The sequence below is a fragment of the Streptomyces lasalocidi genome (assembly GCF_005280215.1).
Lineage (GTDB): Bacteria > Actinomycetota > Actinomycetes > Streptomycetales > Streptomycetaceae > Streptomyces > Streptomyces longwoodensis.
The window spans coordinates 1,158,713-1,175,603 of record NZ_SZNQ01000001.1 but is presented as its reverse complement, the minus strand read 5'-3'; the positions used below and the strand labels follow the sequence as shown (position 1 = coordinate 1,175,603).

Here is a 16,891-nt window from a genome sequence, read left to right as displayed (position 1 = left end):
CGGGAGCCGCAACGCGTGCGCCCGGGTCCGGGCGCCGGGCCGCTCAGGCCGAGTGCTCCGCCAGCCGGTCGAGAAACGCGGCCTGCGCCGTGACGATCACCGCACGGGCCTGCTCCAGGCCGAACCAGGCGACCCGGTCCAGCTCCGGGAACTCCCGCAGCCGGCCCGACCGCGGCGGCCACTCCATCGTGAAGGTGCCCGGCACGACGGCCGCCGGATCGAGGTCGGCCTCCACGGCCCACGCCGTGACGAGTTTGCCGTTGGTCTGCTTGACCTCGCCGAGCGCGATCGCCTCCCCGTCCGGCGGTTCGAGGCCCAGCTCCTCGCGGAACTCGCGCCGGGCCGCGTCCCAGGCCGGCTCGTCCGGCTCGTACTCGCCCTTGGGGACCGTCCACGCCCCGGCGTCCTTCCGTGCGAAGAACGGGCCGCCCATGTGGCCGAGCAGCACCTGCGGGCCGTCCGCCGCGCGCCGGAACAGCAGCAGGCCCGCGCTGCGCCGGACCGTCACCGGGCCACCTCCGGGTGTGCGGCGAGCAGGGTCTCCACGGTGTCGGCGTCCTCGGGGCGCTTGTCCTCGCGGTAGTGCAGCACCCGGGCGAACCGCAGCGTCACCCCGGCCGGGTAGCGCGTCGAGCGCTGCAGTCCGTCGTAGGCGATCTCCACGACGAGCTCCGGGCGGACGGTCACCCCCCAGCCGTGCTCCTCGACGGCCAGGCCGCGCAGCCGTTCGGTCTGCCAGGCCAGCATCACGTCGGTCATGCCCTTGAAGGTCTTGCCGAGCATCGCGAAGCCGCCGTCGGCGGTGCGGGCGCCCAGGTGCAGGTTGGACAGCCTCCCGGTGCGCCGGCCGTGGCCCCACTCGGCGGCCAGGACCACCAGGTCGAGCGTGTGCACCGGCTTCACCTTCAGCCAGGACGCGCCCCGCCGGCCCGCGCTGTACGGCGCGTCGAGGGCCTTGACGACCACGCCCTCGTGGCCGCGCGCCAGCGTCCCGGCGAGGAAGCCCTCCATGGCGGGCACGTCGTCGGGCCCCGAGGCCAGCGCGCGCCGCACCCGCATCGGCTCGGGCACCAGCCGCGCCAGTTCGGCGTGCCGCTCGGCGAAGGGCAGGTCGAGCAGGTCGCGGTCGTCGACCGACAGCGCGTCGAAGAAGACGGGGGAGACGGGGACCGCCTCCGCTGCCGTCGCCACGTCGACCCGGGAACCGACCCGGCCGGCCGTCTCCTGGAAGGAGCGCGGCCGCCCGGTGTCGTCGAACGCGATCACCTCGCCGTCCAGCACGAACCGGCGGCCCGCCAGCCCGAGGGCCGCCCGGGTCACCTCGGGCAGCCGGTCGGTGATGTCGTCCAGGGTGCGGGTGTACACGCGCACCGCGTCGCCGTCCCGGTGCACCTGGACCCGGATGCCGTCCAGCTTCTCCTCCACCGCGCAGGCGCCCAGCTTGCCGACCGCCTCCGCCACCGAGGACGCGCTGTGGGCGAGCATCGGCAGGACCGGTCGGCCGACCGTGAGCCGGAACCGGTCCAGCGCCGTGGGGCCCTCAGCGAGCAGCGCCTGGGCGACCGTCTGCAGCGAGCCCGCCAGCATCACCGCCCGCCGCACGTCCGCCGACGGCGCCCCGGTGGCCTGCGCCAGCCCCTCGGCCGCGAGCGCGTCCAGCGCGCCCTGGCGGACCTCGCCGGTGATCAGGCCCAGCAGGAAGCGCTGCTCCTCGGCGGTGGCCGCGCCCATCAGCGCGGCCACCAGCCGGGCCCGCTCCGCCTGGGAACCGGCGCCGGAGACCTTGCCCAGCTCGGTGAGGCGGGCGTCCACCTCCCGCACGGTCAGCGTCGGCCCGTCCGCCGGGGCGACGGACCGGCCCAGCGCCTTCCAGCCGACGCCGAGCCGGCCCTGCGGCAGCCGGCCCGCGAGGTAGGGGATGACGATCGGCACGTCGTCCGGCTCGGCGTCCCGGAACAGTTCGGCGAGCAGGGCGATCTTGCGGGAGCGTGCCGCGGTGGCGGCGACCTCCCTGGACACGTCGGCGAGCCGGGTCAGCAGCATGCAGCCATGGTGCAACGCCGGGCCGGCGCCTACACCCCGGCGGGCCCGGCCGTCGCCCCGGCCGGCTCCTTCCGGCCACCGGCCGACACCGCCGCGTCGAGGTCCGCCATCAGCAGCTCCCCGTTGATCGCGGCGCCGGCCCGGTAGCCGCGGCTCGCGGCGTTGACGACCTGCTCGGCGAAGCCGCTCGCGTTGCCCGCCGCCCACAGGCCCGGCACGGTGGTCAGGCCCCGCTCGTCGACGACCGGGTAGGACCCGAACGGAGTCTCGCGCAGTTCGGCGCCGAGCCGTTCCAGCAGGCCGGTGCGCGGGACGGCACGCGGCGCGACGAACAGCGCCTCGCGCGCGTGCACGGCGCCGTCGGCGAGCCGTACGCCGGTCAGCCGGTCGTCCTCGACCACCAGGCCCGCCACCTCGCCGGGCACCACCGCGACCCCGGCCGCCGCCAGCCGCCGCACGTCCGTCCCGGACAGCTCCGCCTCGTCGACCCGGTGCAGGAAGAGGGTCACGTCCTTCGACCACTGGGTCACCATCAGGGCCTGGTGGACGCTGAGCACACTGGACGCGAGCACGCCGAACGCCTGGTCGCGCACCTCCCAGCCGTGGCAGTACGGGCAGTGCAGGACGTCCCGGCCGAAGCGCTCGGCGACGCCGGGCACGGGCGGCAGCTCGTCCTTCAGGCCGGTCGCGACGACCAGCTGCCGGGCGCGCAGGGTCCGGCCGCCGTCCAGGGTCACGAGGAAGTCCCCGTCCCGGCGGGCGTCCACCACCCGGTCCCGGACGAGGTCCACGCCGTACCGGGCGATCTCCGCGCGCCCGGCGGCCAGGAACTTGGCGGGCGGCACGCCGTCCCGGGACAGGAAGCCCTGCAGGTGCGCGGCGGGTGCGTTGCGCGGCTCGCCCGCGTCGACCACCAGGGTCCGGCGCCGGGCGCGGCCGAGGACGAGCGCGGCGGACAGGCCCGCGGCCCCGCCGCCGATGACGATCACTTCGTAGGCGTCGGTCAGGTCGTGGTTCTCGGTCATGGGTGACCACCTCCACGGGCACGGTCGCTCCGTCCCCGCCGCATTGACAAAGCCGTTTGCCGAAACTGCAATGAACCCATGACGGACGACGACGCCATGGAACAGGTCCTCGCCGAGGTGGGCCCCCGCCTGCGGCGCATCCGCAAGGAGCGGGGCGCGACCCTGGCCGGCCTGTCCGAGGCGACCGGCATCTCGGTCAGCACGCTCTCCCGCCTGGAGTCGGGCCTGCGCAAGCCCAGCCTGGAGCTGCTGCTGCCCATCGCCCGGGCCCACGAGGTGGCGCTGGACGAGCTCGTGGGGGCGCCCTCGGTGCGCGACCCACGGGTGCGGGCCCAGCCGGTCGTGCGCTACGGCCGCACCCACTGGCCCCTGACCCGCCAGCCGGGCGGGCTCCAGGCGTTCAAGGTGCTGGAGCCCCAGCGCGAGCTGGACCCCGAGCCGCGCAGCCACGAGGGCTACGAGTGGCTCTACGTGCTGTCCGGGCGGCTGCGGCTGGTGCTGGGCGAGCACGACGTCGTGCTGACCGCGGGGGAGGCGGCCGAGTTCGACACCCGGGTGCCGCACTGGTTCGGCTCGACGGGGGAGGGCCCGGTGGAGTTCCTGAGCCTGTTCGGGCCGCAGGGCGAGCGGATGCACGTACGGGCACGCCCGAAGGGGGCGTGAGGCGGGCCCGCGCCCCGCAGCGGGCCGGTCTGCGCCCGAGTGACGCACTCGACTGTTCCCCCCGGAGCAAGCGACCGCTTAGTATGCAGTCGACCCCGGTCAGACGAGGCAGTCCCCTGGAGGCTCCGCATGCAGGCATGGCAGGTGCACGAGAACGGCGAGCCGAGCGAGGTGATGCGGCTCGAGGACGTCGAGCGGCCCGCCCCGCGCGACGGCCAGGTCCTGCTGAAGGTGCGCGCCGCGAACATCAACTTCCCGGACGCGCTGATGTGCCGGGGCCAGTACCAGGTCACCCCGCCGCTGCCGTTCACCCCCGGCGTGGAGATCTGCGGCGAGACCGAGGACGGCCGCCGGGTCATCGCCAACCCGGCCCTGCCGTACGGCGGTTTCGCCGAGTACGCCGTCGCGGACGCCGCCGCCCTGCTGCCCGCGCCCGACGCGCTGGACGACGCCGAGGCCTCCGCGCTGCACATCGGCTACCAGACGGGCTGGTTCGGGCTGCACCGCCGGGCGCACCTGGAGGCCGGCGAGACGCTGCTCGTGCACGCCGCGGCCGGCGGGGTCGGCAGCGCGGCCGTCCAGCTCGGCAAGGCGGCCGGCGCCACCGTGATCGGCGTCGTCGGCGGCGCCGACAAGGCCGCCGTGGCCCGCGAGCTGGGCTGCGACGTCGTCGTCGACCGGCGCTCCGAGGACGTCGTCGCCGCCGTCAAGGAGGCCACCGGCGGCCGGGGCGCCGACGTGATCTACGACCCGGTCGGCGGGCAGGCGTACGCCCAGTCCGCGAAGGTCGTCGCCTTCGAGGGCCGCATCGTCGTCGTCGGCTTCGCCAGCGGCACCATCCCCAGCCCCGGCCTCAACCACGCCCTGGTGAAGAACTACTCGATCCTCGGCCTGCACTGGGGCCTGTACAACACCAAGAACCCCCAGCTGGTGCAGCACTGCCACGAGCAGCTCACCGCACTCGCCGCCCGGGGCGCCATCAAGCCCCTGGTCAGCGAGCGCGTGACGTTCGACGGGACCGCGGCCGCCGTGCAGCGGGTCGCCGACGGCGTCACCACCGGCCGCGTCGTGGTCGTGCCCGCCCAGCAGGACGGAGTGGCCGCATGAACGTCGACGCAGCGGAACTCAGGCGCCGCACCGCCGAGTTGCTGGCCACGCACCCGCCCGCCGCCACCGACCGGCTGGAGTTCCTGCGCGCCCGCTTCGACGCGGGCCTCGCCTGGGTGCACTACCCCGAGGGCCTGGGCGGTCTGGGCGCCCCGCGCTCCCTCCAGGTCGTCGTGGACGCCGAGCTGGAAGCGGCCGGCGCCCCCGACAACGACCCGCGCCGCATCGGCATCGGCCTGGGCATGGCCGCCCCGACGATCCTGAAGTACGGCACCGACGAGCAGAAGCGGCGCTACCTGCGGCCGCTGTGGACCGGCGAGGAGGTCTGGTGCCAGCTCTTCAGCGAGCCCGGCGCCGGATCCGACCTGGCCGCGCTCGGCACCCGCGCCGTCCGGGAGGAGGGGAGCGGCGACTGGGTGGTCAACGGGCAGAAGGTGTGGACCTCCAGCGCCCACCTCGCCCGCTGGGCCATCCTCATCGCCCGCACCGACCCCGACCTGCCCAAGCACGCGGGCATCACCTACTTCCTGTGCGACATGACCGACCCCGGGGTCGAGGTCCGCCCGCTGCGCCAGATCACCGGCGAGGCCGAGTTCAACGAGGTCTTCCTCACAGGCGTCCGCATCCCCGACGACCGCCGCCTCGGCGAGGTCGGCGACGGCTGGCGGGTCGCGCAGACCACGCTGAACAACGAACGCGTCGCCATCGGCGGCATGCGGCTGCCCCGCGAGGGCGGCATGATCGCCCCGGTCGCGAAGACCTGGCGGGAACGCCCCGAACTGCGCACCCACGACCTGCACCAGCGGCTGCTGAAGCTCTGGGTCGAGGCCGAGGTCTCCCGCCTGACCGCCGAGCGGCTGCGCCAGCAGCTCGTCGCCGGCCAGCCCGGCCCCGAGGGCGCCGGCATGAAGCTCGCCTTCGCCCGCCTCAACCAGGAGATCAGCGGCCTGGAGGTCGAACTGCGCGGCCCCGAGGGCCTGTTGTACGACGACTGGACCATGCGCCGGCCGGAGCTGGTGGACTTCACCGGCCGCGACGCCGGCTACCGCTACCTGCGCTCCAAGGGCAACAGCATCGAGGGCGGGACCAGCGAGGTCCTGCTGAACATCGTCGCCGAGCGCGTCCTGGGCCTGCCCGCCGAGCCGCGCACCGACAAGGACGTCGCCTGGAAGGACCTCGCCCGATGAGCCGCACCGAGCCCGACCTGCTGTACTCGGAGGAGGAAGAGGCGCTGCGCGCCGCCGTCCGGGACCTGCTCACCGACCACTGCGACCCCGCCGGGGTGATCGCCCGCGCCGAGTCGGACACCCCGCACGACCGCGCGCTGTGGAAGTCCCTCGCCGAGGGCATGGGCCTGGCCGGTCTCCTGGTCCCCGAGGAGCTGGGCGGCCAGGGCGCCACGCACCGCGAAGCCGCCGTCGTGCTGGAGGAGTTGGGCCGCGCGGTGGCGCCGGTGCCGTACCTCGCCAGTGCCGTGGCGGCCACCGAGGCGCTGCTGGAGTGCGGTGACCGGGAGCTGCTGGGCCGGCTGGCGTCCGGCCGGACGGTCGGCGTCCTGGCCGTCGGGCTGCACCTGGCCCCGGGCGGCGCCCAGCCCGTCGTACGGCTGGAGGACGGGCGCCTGCACGGGGAGGTGACCGGCGTCGCGGACGCCGCGGCGGCGGACGTGCTGCTGGTACCGGCGCGGGACGGCGGGCTGTACGCCGTCGAGGCCGACGCCGCGACCGTCACCCCGCAGACCTCGCTCGACCTGACCCGCCCGCTCGCCACGGTCACCCTCACCGGGGCCCAGGGCCGCCACCTCGGCGACGCGGAGCCCGCGGTGCGACGCGCCCTGCGCAGCGCCGCCGGACTGCTCGCCTCCGAGCAACTGGGCCTCGCCGAATGGGCGTTGACCGAGACCGTGCGCTACCTCAAGGAGCGCAAGCAGTTCAACCGCCCGGTCGGCGGCTTCCAGGCGCTCAAGCACCGGCTCGCCCAGCTGTGGCTGGAGGTCGTCAGCCTCCGCGCCGCCGCGCGGGCCGCCGCCGACGCGCTCACCACCGGCGAGGACACCGACCTGACGGTGGCCGTGGCCCAGTCCTACGCCGGCCCCGTCGCGGTCCACGCCGCCGAGGAGGCCCTGCAACTGCACGGCGGCATCGGCATGACCTGGGAACACCCGGTCCACCTCTGCCTGAAGCGGGCCAAGGCCGACTCGATCGCCTACGGCACGGCGGGCGCCCACCGCGCGGCCGTGGCCGGACTCGTGGGCCTCCAGGCTCCCTGACGGCCACCGGCGTCCACCCCGAGGAGCCCGCCCCACCTGGGGCGGGCTTCTGCGCGCCCGCCCGCCACCGGAGTGAACGGGCGGCGGCGAGTCGGCCAACTCCTGCGTCGTACGGGTTCGTTGGGCCCGGCCCGGCTCCATACTCCCTGTGGTCCCGTCCCGCCCCACAGGGAGGCAGCGCATGGCCCTCATCACCCGTCGCAGAGCGCTCACCACCGCCGGCGCCGCGCTCGCCGCGGTGCTCGCCCCGCCCGCAGGCAGCGCCTTCGCCGCCGAACACCGGCGCGGCCCCCGCCCGTTGTGGCGCGCCCACGCCCACAACGACTACGAGCACCCCCGTCCCCTCCTCGACGCGCTCGACCACCGCTTCGGCAGCGTCGAGGCCGACATCTTCCTCGTCGGCGACCAGCTCCTGATCGCCCACGACGCCACCCAGCTGGACCCCGCCCGCACCCTGGAGGCCCTCTACCTCGACCCGCTCGCCGCCCGCGTCAGGGCGCAGCACGGCTCGGTCTACCGGGGCCGGCGCACCCCCCTCCAACTCCTCATCGACATCAAGACCGAGGGCTCCTCGACGTACCTCGAACTCGACCGCCACCTCAGGCGCTACCCGCACCTGTTCACCACGTACGCCCACGGCCGCGTGCACCCCGGTCCGGTCACCGCCGTCATCTCCGGCGACCGCGCCGCCCGCGTGCCGATGGAGGCCCAGACGGTCCGGCGTGCCTTCTACGACGGGCGCCTCACCGACCTCGGCACCTCGGCGCCCTCCTCGTTCGTGCCGCTCATCAGCGACAACTGGACGCTCAACTTCACCTGGCTCGGCGTGGGCGCCTTCCCCGACGCCGAGCGGCGCAGGCTGCGCACCCTGGTGTCCACCGCGCACCGGCGCGGGCAGAAGGTGCGCTTCTGGGCCACCCCCGACACCCCGGGGCCCGCCCGGGACGCCCTGTGGGCCGAACTGCTCGCGGCCGGCGTCGACTACCTCAACACCGACGACCTGGCGGGCCTGGAGACCTTCCTGGACGCCCGCGCCTGACGGTCCGCCCACGGGACACCACCCGTTCGGACGACGGCCACGCCGCCCTGACGAACCCTCCGCTACGCCACACTTGCGGCCGAACGCCGCGAACCGGACGCGTGGCGGAGGAGGGTGACGATGGCCGTAACGATTTCCGCCGTGCTGTTGCTGCTGATCCTGGCGGTGATCTTCGTGCGCAGCGGCGGACTCAAGATGTCCCACGCGGTGGTCTGCCTGCTGCTCGGCTTCTTCCTGGCGGGCACGAGCATGGCCCCGACCATCTCCAGCGGCCTCATGGCCACCGCCGACATCGTCAGCGGCATCCGGCCGTGACGCCGTCCGCGGTCATCGGGTGAACACCCCGATGCCGTTGGCCACGGGGCGCTCCGAGCCGTCCGAGGGGTGGTTGCGCACCGTCACCGACGCCGCCCCCGACGGCCGGGCGGCCAGCGTCGAGGAACCGCCCCCGTCGAGGCTGAACCCCTCGGTCGCGCCCAGTCCCGCGAGCAGGCGCGCCACCTCCGCGATCGTCAGCCCGGTGCGGTAGGGCCGGGCGCCGTCCAGCGCCACCAGGTACACCGTCCGGCCGCCGTCGGCGAGACCGACGGCCGTGCGCACCGCCGAGGCCCGTGTGTCCAGGCCCGGCAGCGGCTGTCCGCCGGACAGCACCGGGTAACCGCCGAGGGCGAACCGGTAGGCGGCCCGCCGGCCCGACGTGAGCGTGTACCGCACCGACACCCGGGCGCCCCGGGCCAAGGTGCGCAGCCGCTGGGCGCCCCTCTCCCGGCCGACCAGGACCGTGGTGCCGGCGGCGACGGCGCCGCTGCCCGGGCGGGCGGAGACGGACATCACCCGGCCGTGACGGACGGTCACCTCGTGGGTGTCGGCGCTGCACGGCGCGGCCCGCTCGGTGTCGGAGCCGCAGGTGGCCCGCACCCGGGAGGCACTGCCCCAGGCCGGCGTGTAGGCGCCGACGGAGTTCTCGGGCAGCGCGTACTGGTTCAGCCCGCCGAGGGGCGTCCGCTGCCCGGCGGTGACGACCGAGCCGGCCAGGGACAGGTCGTCCAGGTGGGCCCGGCCGTCGGTGCCGACGCCGAACACGGCCGTCGTGTGCGTGCCCGGCGGCAGGGCGGGCCCGAACCGCTGGGCGTCCGGCACCGCGCCCTTCAGGATCCGGCCGTCCGCGATCGCCGGACCCACACTGGCCCCGGTCGGCACGACACCGGGGTGCTGGGCCTCGCTGATGTTGAAGAAGTCCCCGTTGACCCCGGCGACGGCCCCCTGACGGTCCGCCATGTGCGACACCGTGTCGCGGGCCGCCACCGCCCCGGGACGCAGCAGCCCCAGCCGTACGTGAGCGTCGGTCAGGTCCGCGCTGAGCAGGTGCACATGGGTCACGCCCGCGGCCGCCGTCAGGTCGTACTGCCGGTACGTCACCCCCGGGGCGACGGCGGTCCAGTCCGACGCGGCACCGGCCGGGGTCCCCCCGACGAGGGCGGCGCCGGCCAGGGTGCCCAGTGCCGTGAGGACGGTGACCGATCTCCGGGCGGCGCGGAACGTCCTGCTTCGCCCTGTTCCCACCGACGCTTGACGCAGTGTCACGAAGCCCCCTCATGAGTCGGCACACCTTCTCACGGCACCGGGGGCGACCCGTACGGGACAGGCGCGAACTCCACGAGAACGGGTGAGGAAAGGCACGTGTCGGCGGGGCGTTCGGGTGCGGGAGGGTCATCCGAACGGGGGAGGGGAGCGACGGGTGGGGATCAGCGCGTGCGGGATCCGCCCAGCGGGGTACCCGGGCGCGTCATGACCGTCCGACGGAGGTGGAACGGTGGCCTACGTGGCTGATCGGAGCAGGGGTCCCCGGGGCCCCCGGAGAGGGCGCACCGTCGGTGCGGCCTGCGCGCGCGGGGGTGCGGGACGCCGCCCGCGACCACCCGGCGGGGCAGGCGGCCGGGGCGGCGGCAGCGGTGGGGGCGCGTTCACTCACGGGGTCCCCGTCCTGGACGGGGACCCCGTCTCAGGACGACAGCCGTTCACGTCGGGCGCCGCCCGCACCGAGGAGGGGAACTCCCTATGACGTCCACGGGCATCACGCTCACGCTGCGCACCCTGCACGACGGCGAACGCTCACTGGAGCGGAACCTGTTGGCGGCTGCCGTGCGGCACCGCACCGAGCACGAGTTCCACCACGGCGCCATGGACGTCGCGCGCTGGTCCCACGAACACTGCTCCCGCCTCGCCGACAGCGGCCACGGACGGGGTATGGGGCTGTCCGGTCCGCCCGGCGACCCGGCGCCCGGCGTCCTCGCCACGCTGCGCGAGAAGACCGCCGGGGTGCTGGGCCGACGGCCGGAGAACGGTCTGCTGCTCCTGCAGGACCTGTGCGATGTGCTCCTGGCCGCCACGCGCAACTCCCTGCACTGGGGGATGCTCGCGCAGGCGGCCCAGGCGACCCGTGACGAGGATCTGCTGACGCTGGCGAGTGAGTGCCACCCGCGGACGCTGCGGCAGATCCGGTGGACGAACACGCTGCTCAGGGAGCACTCGCCGCAGCTCCTGAGCAGCGTGTGAGCGGCGTATCGGCGTACTGGCGTTTCCGCGTACCGGTGCGTTTTCGCGTACTGGCGTCTCCGCGTACCGGCGTGCAGCGGCGGAGCGGGTCTGCGCGGGCTCAGGCCTCCTCGTCCGCGTCCGGTTCGCGGTCGCCCTCGGCCTGCGAGGGGGTCGAGCGGTCGGGCTCGGTGGGCACGTCGTCGGGCTCGCGCTCGCCCTCGGCCTGGGACGGGGTGGACTCGGTCATGGTGCTGCCTTTCGCCGTGGGGGTTCGACGGGCACCGGGTACCCCGGTCGCCGCGGGTGGTACGTGCGCATCCGGGCGCGTCGGTCAGGGTTCGACCAGGGTCCGGTGCGGGGAGCGGCCGTACGCGGCGCGGTAGAGCGCGGCGAAGCGGCCCGGGTGGGCGAAGCCCCAGCGGACGGCGACCTGCGTGACCGTGGTGCCGTCGCTGGGGTCGGCCGCGAGCAGCTCGTGGTGGGCGTGCGCGAGCCGCACCCGGCGCAGGTGGGCCAGGGGGGTGGTGTCCAGGTGTCGCCGGAAGGCGTACTGCAGGGCGCGCACCGTGATGTGCGCGGCGGCGGCGATCTCCGCGACGGTCACGGGCTCGTCGGCGTGGTCGTCGATGTAGGTGAGGGCGCGGCGCAGCGCGGCCGGGTGGGCGTCGGCGCGGTCGGACCCGGTCGGGTCGGTGAGCGCGCTGTTCGGGAACGTGGCCAGCACGGTGGCGGCCAGGTGCTGGGCGGCGGTGGAGGCCACCAGCGGCTGGTCGGCGAGGTCGGGGTCGGCCAGGACGTGGTCGCGCAGGTACGCGATCGCGCCGCGCAGCCGGTCGGCCGCCGCCGGGGAGTGCGGCCGGTGCCCGGTCAGCCGGACGGGGCCGGCGTGCGCCGCCGGCGCCGCCGTGGCGACCTGGTCGAGCAGGGCCGGGTCCAGCATCGTGATGTTGTACCGGGCGGCGCGCACCACCCCCGCGTAGGCCTGGTCGGGCGGGACGAAGGACACCACGTCGCCCGGGCCGAAGGAGTCCTGGACGCCCGGGTACACGTGGTCCTCGATGGTCCCGTCGTGCACGACGCACAGGCAGATCCGGCCCAGCGGGGTGACCGCGTAGCTCATGTCGAAGTCGAGGGCGAGCTCGTCGACGCTCAGCGACGGCGTGGCGCTGCGCCGGACGCGGGCCCGGCTGCCGGCGGGGCTGCCGCCGATGCGCATCCTGGCGTAGGCGCGGCTGAGGAAGTCCTCGGTGAGGTCCAGGTCGTCGCTGTCGAACGTGAGGGTCTGCACGGTGCCCTTGTCTCCTCGCCCGGACGGCCGTCAGCCGGGTCTCTCCCCGCGGGTACCCCGATTCGTCCCCGCCGGTCGCCCCCTTTCGTTTTCCGTACCGGTACGGCCCGCATCGTTCGTCCGGCGGCTGGCCGAGCGGCCGTGCGCTGCGCAAGGTGGAACGGGAGGCACGTGCCGCGCCGGGCCGGGGGCGCCGGGGCGCGGGTGACGGGAAGGTACCGATGGGAGACGAACGGCCGGAGATGACCGAAGAGCACGACCTGGTCGGCAGGATCGCCGCCCTGCAGGAGGAAGTCGACCAGCTGCGCCGGGCCGTGGCCTCGCACGCCGTGGTCGACCAGGCGATCGGCGTGATCATCGCGGTGAGCGGACTGCGTCCCGAGCAGGGCTGGGAGGTCCTGCGGGAGGTCTCCCAGCGCACCAACACCAAGCTGCGGGTGGTCGCGGCCCAGGTGGTGGGCTGGGCGGACCGCGGAGCCCTGCCCGACCCGACCCGCGCGACCCTGAGCACCGTCCTCGCCGCCCACCACCCACCCCTGGGCCGGGCCCTGGTGCGCCGGCCGTACCGGGCGTGGGGGGCGGAGGTGCGGGAGCGGTCGCCGCGGGCGTGACGACCGGGGAGCCGGCCCCAGGTGCCGCCACGGCTCACTCGTCGCCGTCGCCGTAGTCGCGTCCGCCGCCCGTCCCCGTCACCGGCTCCTGAGCGCTCCTCCCGGTTCGAGGCCGTGGTCGTGGACGTACCGGGCCAGGGCGACGCCGGAGCGGATGCCGAGCTTGCCGTAGATGCGCCGGAGGTAGTAGTTGACCGTGTGCGGCGAGAGGTGCACGCACTGGGCCACCTGACGATTGGGCAGGCCCCGGGGCGACGAAGTCGGCGATGGCGCGCTCCCTGCCCGTCAGCGCCTCCGCGTCGCCGGCCGGGGGCGGGCTGCCGCCGGTGGGCCGCGGCGTCGACGAGGGTCGTCCGGCCCACGTGGTCGCGGGTGGTCCACGGACCGGGCCGGGGCGCGCCCGGTGTCCCCGGCAGCGCGGGTGAGGTGCCCGGCCGCCGATCCCGTGTCGTCCGCGAGGAGGTCGGCGCGGCACAGCGTGGCCCACGCCCAGGCCGCGAGGCCCGGCAGTCCACTATCGGACGCGGCCGACCCCGCGTCCCGCGCCCGCCGTCGGGCGGCGTTCAGGTCCCCGGCCCGCAGCCCCGCCGCCCGCACCAGGTCCGCGGCCGGCCGGTGAACGGCGTCGTCGCTCTTCGCCGACACCTGCCCGAGCAGTTCCTCCGCCTCCTCGGTCCCGCCCAGCGCGACGAGCTTGGCCGCCAGTGCCAGCCGGGGTACGCGCCGTCGGCCGCCGGGACGGGCGGCAGCGGCTGGTCGACGGCCACAGTGGAGGGCTTGCGCCGTACGGCCCTCGGCCCACTCCAGACTGGACGGGACTACCGCGGCCGACCGCGCGGCCGCCGGCTCCGCCCCGGCCAACTGATCGATCACGGCGTGGCCCAGGCGTCGGTCGGCGGTACGGAACCGGCCGCCGACCCGGTCCGCCCCGAGCGCCCGCGTGCCCGCCCGCCATAAGGAAGTCGGTCATCGGGCCCCGTAGGACCAGTTCCTCCGGGGCAGGGAGCCGCCGGTTGAGTGCGCTGCGGACCGGCAGGACGGCCGGCTCGGAGTGCCCGGTGCGCAGCAGCGTCCGGATCGCGCCCGTCGACTTCGCGCTACCGGAGCGTCCTGCTGCCGTGCGCTCTCTCGGCGCCCCAGCTCGACCAGCCCCAGCTCGGCCGCCCCCAGCTCGGTCATGCCCGGGCCGGTCGCGGCGTGGACGGGCGCGCCGGGCCGCGCACCGCTGCGCCTCCTGGTGTACCTGCCTCTGTGAGCACGGCCGTTCTCCGGCTCCGATGGGTCTGAGCGGTGAAGTGGCCGAAGTGCGGGCAGGGCGGACCGCGCCCGCACCCGGGCCAGGTGCCGGCACGGCATCATCGGCGCTGTCACCGTCGGCGTCCCGCGCTCAGTGGTGGTCGGGTGCGGTGACAGGGACGTCGGTTCGGCGGGGTGCGCGGGGGACGGAGGAGCCATCAGCTCATCGTCCGGCGCCTCTGCTCGCATTCCGCGTGGATCGGTGATGCCGCGGGCAGGCCCTGTTCCGGGGCGGCGGGACAGCGGCGAGCAACGGGTCGATGGCCGGAGAGGGCAGACCCCAGGCCACACGGATACCGTCGATGAGACGTCTGGCGCTGTGGGGGGATATCGCGAGTTCCAGCCGGGCCTGCGCGAGGAGTTCGGGGTCACCGTCAGGCCCGTGGACCGCGGCCGCGGCCAAGGGGGCGTTGAATGGGTCGCGTCCGAAGATGCCGAGCAGAGTGAGCGAGAAGTACGCATACCCGGCGGCCTCGTCCATGAGCTCACGGGTCTCGGCGGGGAGAGCGCCGACCGTCGACAGGTGTTGCTCACGTGCGGCGTGGAGGGCGAAGTGCTTCAGGGCCAGCTCGAGTTGCTCGGTGCGGTCGCGGCAGGGACAGGCGGTCCGCAGGTGGCCCACGAGGTCGCGGAAGGAGCCGAGGATCGTGATGGTCTCCGGTGACCACTGCTGCTTGGCCAGCAAGGTCCGGAAGCCGGCCAGCGTCTCGGAGAGCTCGTCCAGGACCACCTTCCGCGAAAGACTGCTCAGTTCACGGTCGTCCGGGCTGCTGCGGACCTCCATGAGGCGGCGCGCGTAGCGCATCAGGTCACGTGGGATGCCTCCGGACAGGGCGTGCGCCAGCAGGACGAAGCGCCGTGGGAGTTCATCGCCGGGGTCGTCGTCGGCGCGCTTGCGGAGTATGGCTGTGGAATCCTCCAGCGTCCCCGGCTGTACGTGCAGGACGTCGTCGAAGGAACTGTCCGTCACGTCGCGATAGGGCATGCCGCGGCGGACGAAGGCCGCGCCGACGTCCTCGGCGACCGAGATCAGGAAATGCACGTAGGGCACGCCGAGTATCGCCTTGATCTCGCGCAGGAAGTCCAATGCCTGTGCGTCGGTGCCCAGCCGGTCCACTTCGTCGATCGCGACGATGAAGCTCTGCCGGTTCTCGTGCAGTTCGTCGGCGATCGCCCTGAGGACCCGACGGAAATCCTCTACCAGAGACGGGTAGTTCGGCGGGACGGTGGAGAGGGAGGTCGTGTGTGAGGTTCCCAGGCTCAGCAGCTGGGCGGCGGCTCCGGTGTTCACCGCGGCCGATGAACTCTGCACGGTCTGAAGTCGGTAGAGCTGCTTCCGGCAGTCCTTCACCAGGTCCGACTCGGGGCGTGCGAAGAAGGCGTGCGGAAAACGGATCTTGCCGAGCAGGATGCCGAGAAGCCAGACACAGATCCGCAGCGGGTTCTCGGAGTCGGTGAAAATCGCACGTCCGCTCGGAGAGAGAGCGAGAACGGCCAGAGCGGCCAGGGGAATGAGCACCAGCAGCGGGCTGAGAACCGTTCGCGTCGTCCACTCCCTTCCGGCGAGGGTCACGTTCTGCGGGCCGGCGATCACGCAGAACGAGCAGGCGACCCACAGGCCGAACAGCAGGCCCCACCGTCCGAGCGTGCCGTCAGTGGCCAGAGTCGCCGCGTGGTGCCGGACGTCGGGGTCGAAACCGAGTGAGACGAAGGGACCGAGGCACAGGACGACGAAAGTGACGGCGAAGAGCACGCGCCAAGCCCTGCGCAGGACCTTGCCGGTGAACGCCGAGCGGCGAAGCAGCCAGATGATCACACCCGCGCACGTCACCGCGAGGCCGAGCCCCCGTGCCTCTCCGTGCCACACGTCCATGGCGTGGTCCCGCACCGTGTCCGCGACCCCAAGGACCCGTCGATGGATCGCGGCGGAGTGCTCGGCCTGCAGTGAGCGGACCGTGGCGAACAGCCCCAGCGTGATCAGTGCGGCCGCGGGCACCGCGTAGGCCAGCCACCGGATCAGGCGCTGCGCCGGCGGGCCCAGACGGCCCAGTATCCGGTGCAGATAGGGGAGGCGGACGAACTCCGGTACCTCGGCCCGCTCCCGTACGAGATAGCTTTCGCACACCTGGACGAACAGCGAGGTCAGGAAGTCGAGCGGGGCATAGGCGGCGGGTGCCTGGGCGAAGACGGAGAAGTCGGCCTTGTCCGTGCACCATTGCAGCAGAGAGGTCTTGCCGACGCCGCGCGGTCCGCTGACGGCGATGGTTCCGCCGTCGATCTGCTGGAGCTTCCAGTTGAGTCTCTCGATCGTGGTGTTGTTGACGAGGTACTCCCGCCCCCTCACGGACCTCAGCCCCGCGTACTCGTCAGCGAGGAGGAGCGCGTCGTGGTCCTCACCGAGCAGTGCGTCGACTGCCGTGCGGACGACCGGGGGCGCCGCCTCCCGGACCATGGCGCGGGACCATCGGCGGGCCCGGATCTCCACCGCCGGTTGCTGCGCGAGCGCGAGGAAGAGGAACACGCCCGTCGACGCCCAGATCCAGAGCTGTCGACGGGCGTGAGCGTCCTGAAGGGAGACAGCCAGGGCACAGACGGTGAGAGCGAGCGTGACCAGGAGGGTGGGAAAGAACGGAGCGCCGCCGTACCAAAGCACAAAAGTCAGTCCGCCCGAGCCGTACGACGCCAGCGCGCGGCCGTCGAGACGGGCCTCCGACACGGCGCTTCTGAAGATCTCGAGGGCCCGGGCCTGTCGTCGGGCACAGGCGCGGAACGCTGTGTGCTCGGAACTGCATCCCGCGAGTACCTGTTGGACGTTGTCCGGCGAGTTCATCTCGGCAAGCACGGAGTCCTTCGTGAGGACCTCCGAACGTGCGCTGAACTGCTTCGCGAAGCGGGGCTCGGTCAGGCACGCCCGTACGCTGCGCGCGTAGACGCGAGGTTCGGCACGGGTCTCCCATCTGTAGGACCCCAAGGACGCCCCCCGAACCATCCGGCTGCTGACAGGACAACGCA

The 16,891-nt window shown here is 74.1% G+C and carries 17 protein-coding genes; 8 read left to right on the top strand and 9 right to left on the bottom strand.

Features of this window, described 5'->3' with window-relative positions:
- Nucleotides 1-43: 43 nt before the first annotated feature.
- From E4U91_RS05100 to E4U91_RS05090, 3 genes are read right to left on the bottom strand one after another with little or no spacing between them, the layout of a single operon-like run.
- Nucleotides 44-508, bottom strand: coding sequence for an NUDIX hydrolase (locus E4U91_RS05100; protein WP_137305568.1), 465 nt, complete (start codon nucleotides 506-508; stop codon nucleotides 44-46).
- On the bottom strand, nucleotides 505-2,043 hold the full coding sequence (locus tag E4U91_RS05095; protein ID WP_137305566.1) for an ATP-dependent DNA ligase: 1,539 nt from the start codon (nucleotides 2,041-2,043) through the stop codon (nucleotides 505-507). The genes E4U91_RS05100 and E4U91_RS05095 overlap by 4 nt, the downstream gene beginning before the upstream one ends.
- 29 nt (nucleotides 2,044-2,072) lie before the next feature.
- Nucleotides 2,073-3,068, bottom strand: a complete 996-nt coding sequence (locus E4U91_RS05090) for an NAD(P)/FAD-dependent oxidoreductase (RefSeq protein WP_137305564.1) — start codon at nucleotides 3,066-3,068, stop codon at nucleotides 2,073-2,075.
- 78 nt (nucleotides 3,069-3,146) lie between these two features.
- On the opposite strand from E4U91_RS05090, the gene E4U91_RS05085 reads away from it, so the two are divergent.
- The 6 genes from E4U91_RS05085 (at nucleotide 3,147) to E4U91_RS05060 (ending at nucleotide 8,461) form a co-directional block, all read left to right on the top strand.
- Entirely contained in the window at nucleotides 3,147-3,731 is a 585-nt protein-coding gene (locus E4U91_RS05085) for a helix-turn-helix domain-containing protein (protein WP_137305562.1), read from the top strand.
- A gap of 129 nt (nucleotides 3,732-3,860) precedes the next feature.
- Nucleotides 3,861-4,838, top strand: coding sequence for an NADPH:quinone oxidoreductase family protein (locus E4U91_RS05080; protein WP_137305560.1), 978 nt, complete (start codon nucleotides 3,861-3,863; stop codon nucleotides 4,836-4,838).
- Nucleotides 4,835-6,025 (top strand): acyl-CoA dehydrogenase family protein, encoded by a 1,191-nt coding sequence (locus E4U91_RS05075; RefSeq protein ID WP_137305558.1) that lies wholly within the window; start codon nucleotides 4,835-4,837, stop codon nucleotides 6,023-6,025. Before E4U91_RS05080 ends, E4U91_RS05075 begins: the two co-directional genes overlap by 4 nt.
- Nucleotides 6,022-7,107, top strand: a complete 1,086-nt coding sequence (locus tag E4U91_RS05070; protein WP_137305556.1) for an acyl-CoA dehydrogenase family protein — start codon at nucleotides 6,022-6,024, stop codon at nucleotides 7,105-7,107. The genes E4U91_RS05075 and E4U91_RS05070 overlap by 4 nt, the downstream gene beginning before the upstream one ends.
- Nucleotides 7,108-7,288: 181 nt before the next feature.
- The gene (locus E4U91_RS05065) at nucleotides 7,289-8,146 is read left to right on the top strand and encodes a phosphatidylinositol-specific phospholipase C/glycerophosphodiester phosphodiesterase family protein (RefSeq protein WP_137305554.1); all 858 of its coding nucleotides are present in this window, start codon (nucleotides 7,289-7,291) and stop codon (nucleotides 8,144-8,146) included.
- Nucleotides 8,147-8,266: 120 nt separating this feature from the next.
- Complete coding sequence (locus E4U91_RS05060; protein ID WP_137299993.1) at nucleotides 8,267-8,461, top strand: hypothetical protein; 195 nt, start codon at nucleotides 8,267-8,269, stop codon at nucleotides 8,459-8,461.
- Nucleotides 8,462-8,473: 12 nt separating this feature from the next.
- Here E4U91_RS05060 and E4U91_RS05055 read toward each other — a convergent pair whose 3' ends face one another.
- Nucleotides 8,474-9,709 (bottom strand): phosphodiester glycosidase family protein, encoded by a 1,236-nt coding sequence (locus tag E4U91_RS05055; protein ID WP_137310672.1) that lies wholly within the window; start codon nucleotides 9,707-9,709, stop codon nucleotides 8,474-8,476.
- Between the two features lie 495 nt (nucleotides 9,710-10,204).
- Here E4U91_RS05055 and E4U91_RS05050 point away from each other — a divergent pair, with 495 nt between their 5' ends.
- Entirely contained in the window at nucleotides 10,205-10,702 is a 498-nt protein-coding gene (locus E4U91_RS05050; protein ID WP_137305552.1) for a hypothetical protein, read from the top strand.
- A 100-nt stretch (nucleotides 10,703-10,802) separates the two neighbouring features.
- On the opposite strand, the gene E4U91_RS39555 is transcribed toward E4U91_RS05050, so the two are convergent.
- Together E4U91_RS39555 and E4U91_RS05045 are read right to left on the bottom strand one after the other, a co-directional pair.
- Entirely contained in the window at nucleotides 10,803-10,931 is a 129-nt protein-coding gene (locus tag E4U91_RS39555) for a hypothetical protein (RefSeq protein ID WP_266813053.1), read from the bottom strand.
- A gap of 84 nt (nucleotides 10,932-11,015) precedes the next feature.
- Nucleotides 11,016-11,972 (bottom strand): AraC family transcriptional regulator, encoded by a 957-nt coding sequence (locus E4U91_RS05045; RefSeq protein ID WP_137305550.1) that lies wholly within the window; start codon nucleotides 11,970-11,972, stop codon nucleotides 11,016-11,018.
- Nucleotides 11,973-12,193: 221 nt separating this feature from the next.
- On the opposite strand from E4U91_RS05045, the gene E4U91_RS05040 reads away from it, so the two are divergent.
- Nucleotides 12,194-12,583, top strand: coding sequence for an ANTAR domain-containing protein (locus E4U91_RS05040; protein ID WP_241678507.1), 390 nt, complete (start codon nucleotides 12,194-12,196; stop codon nucleotides 12,581-12,583).
- Nucleotides 12,584-12,661: 78 nt separating this feature from the next.
- On the opposite strand, the gene E4U91_RS05035 is transcribed toward E4U91_RS05040, so the two are convergent.
- The 3 genes from E4U91_RS05035 to E4U91_RS05025 form a co-directional block, all read right to left on the bottom strand.
- A complete protein-coding gene (locus E4U91_RS05035) occupies nucleotides 12,662-12,826 on the bottom strand; it encodes a response regulator transcription factor (protein ID WP_137305548.1) in 165 nt (54 codons plus the stop codon).
- Nucleotides 12,827-12,868: 42 nt separating this feature from the next.
- Complete coding sequence (locus E4U91_RS05030) at nucleotides 12,869-13,456, bottom strand: hypothetical protein (RefSeq protein ID WP_137305546.1); 588 nt, start codon at nucleotides 13,454-13,456, stop codon at nucleotides 12,869-12,871.
- 586 nt (nucleotides 13,457-14,042) lie between these two features.
- Complete coding sequence (locus E4U91_RS05025; protein WP_137305544.1) at nucleotides 14,043-16,721, bottom strand: hypothetical protein; 2,679 nt, start codon at nucleotides 16,719-16,721, stop codon at nucleotides 14,043-14,045.
- Nucleotides 16,722-16,891: the final 170 nt, after the last annotated feature.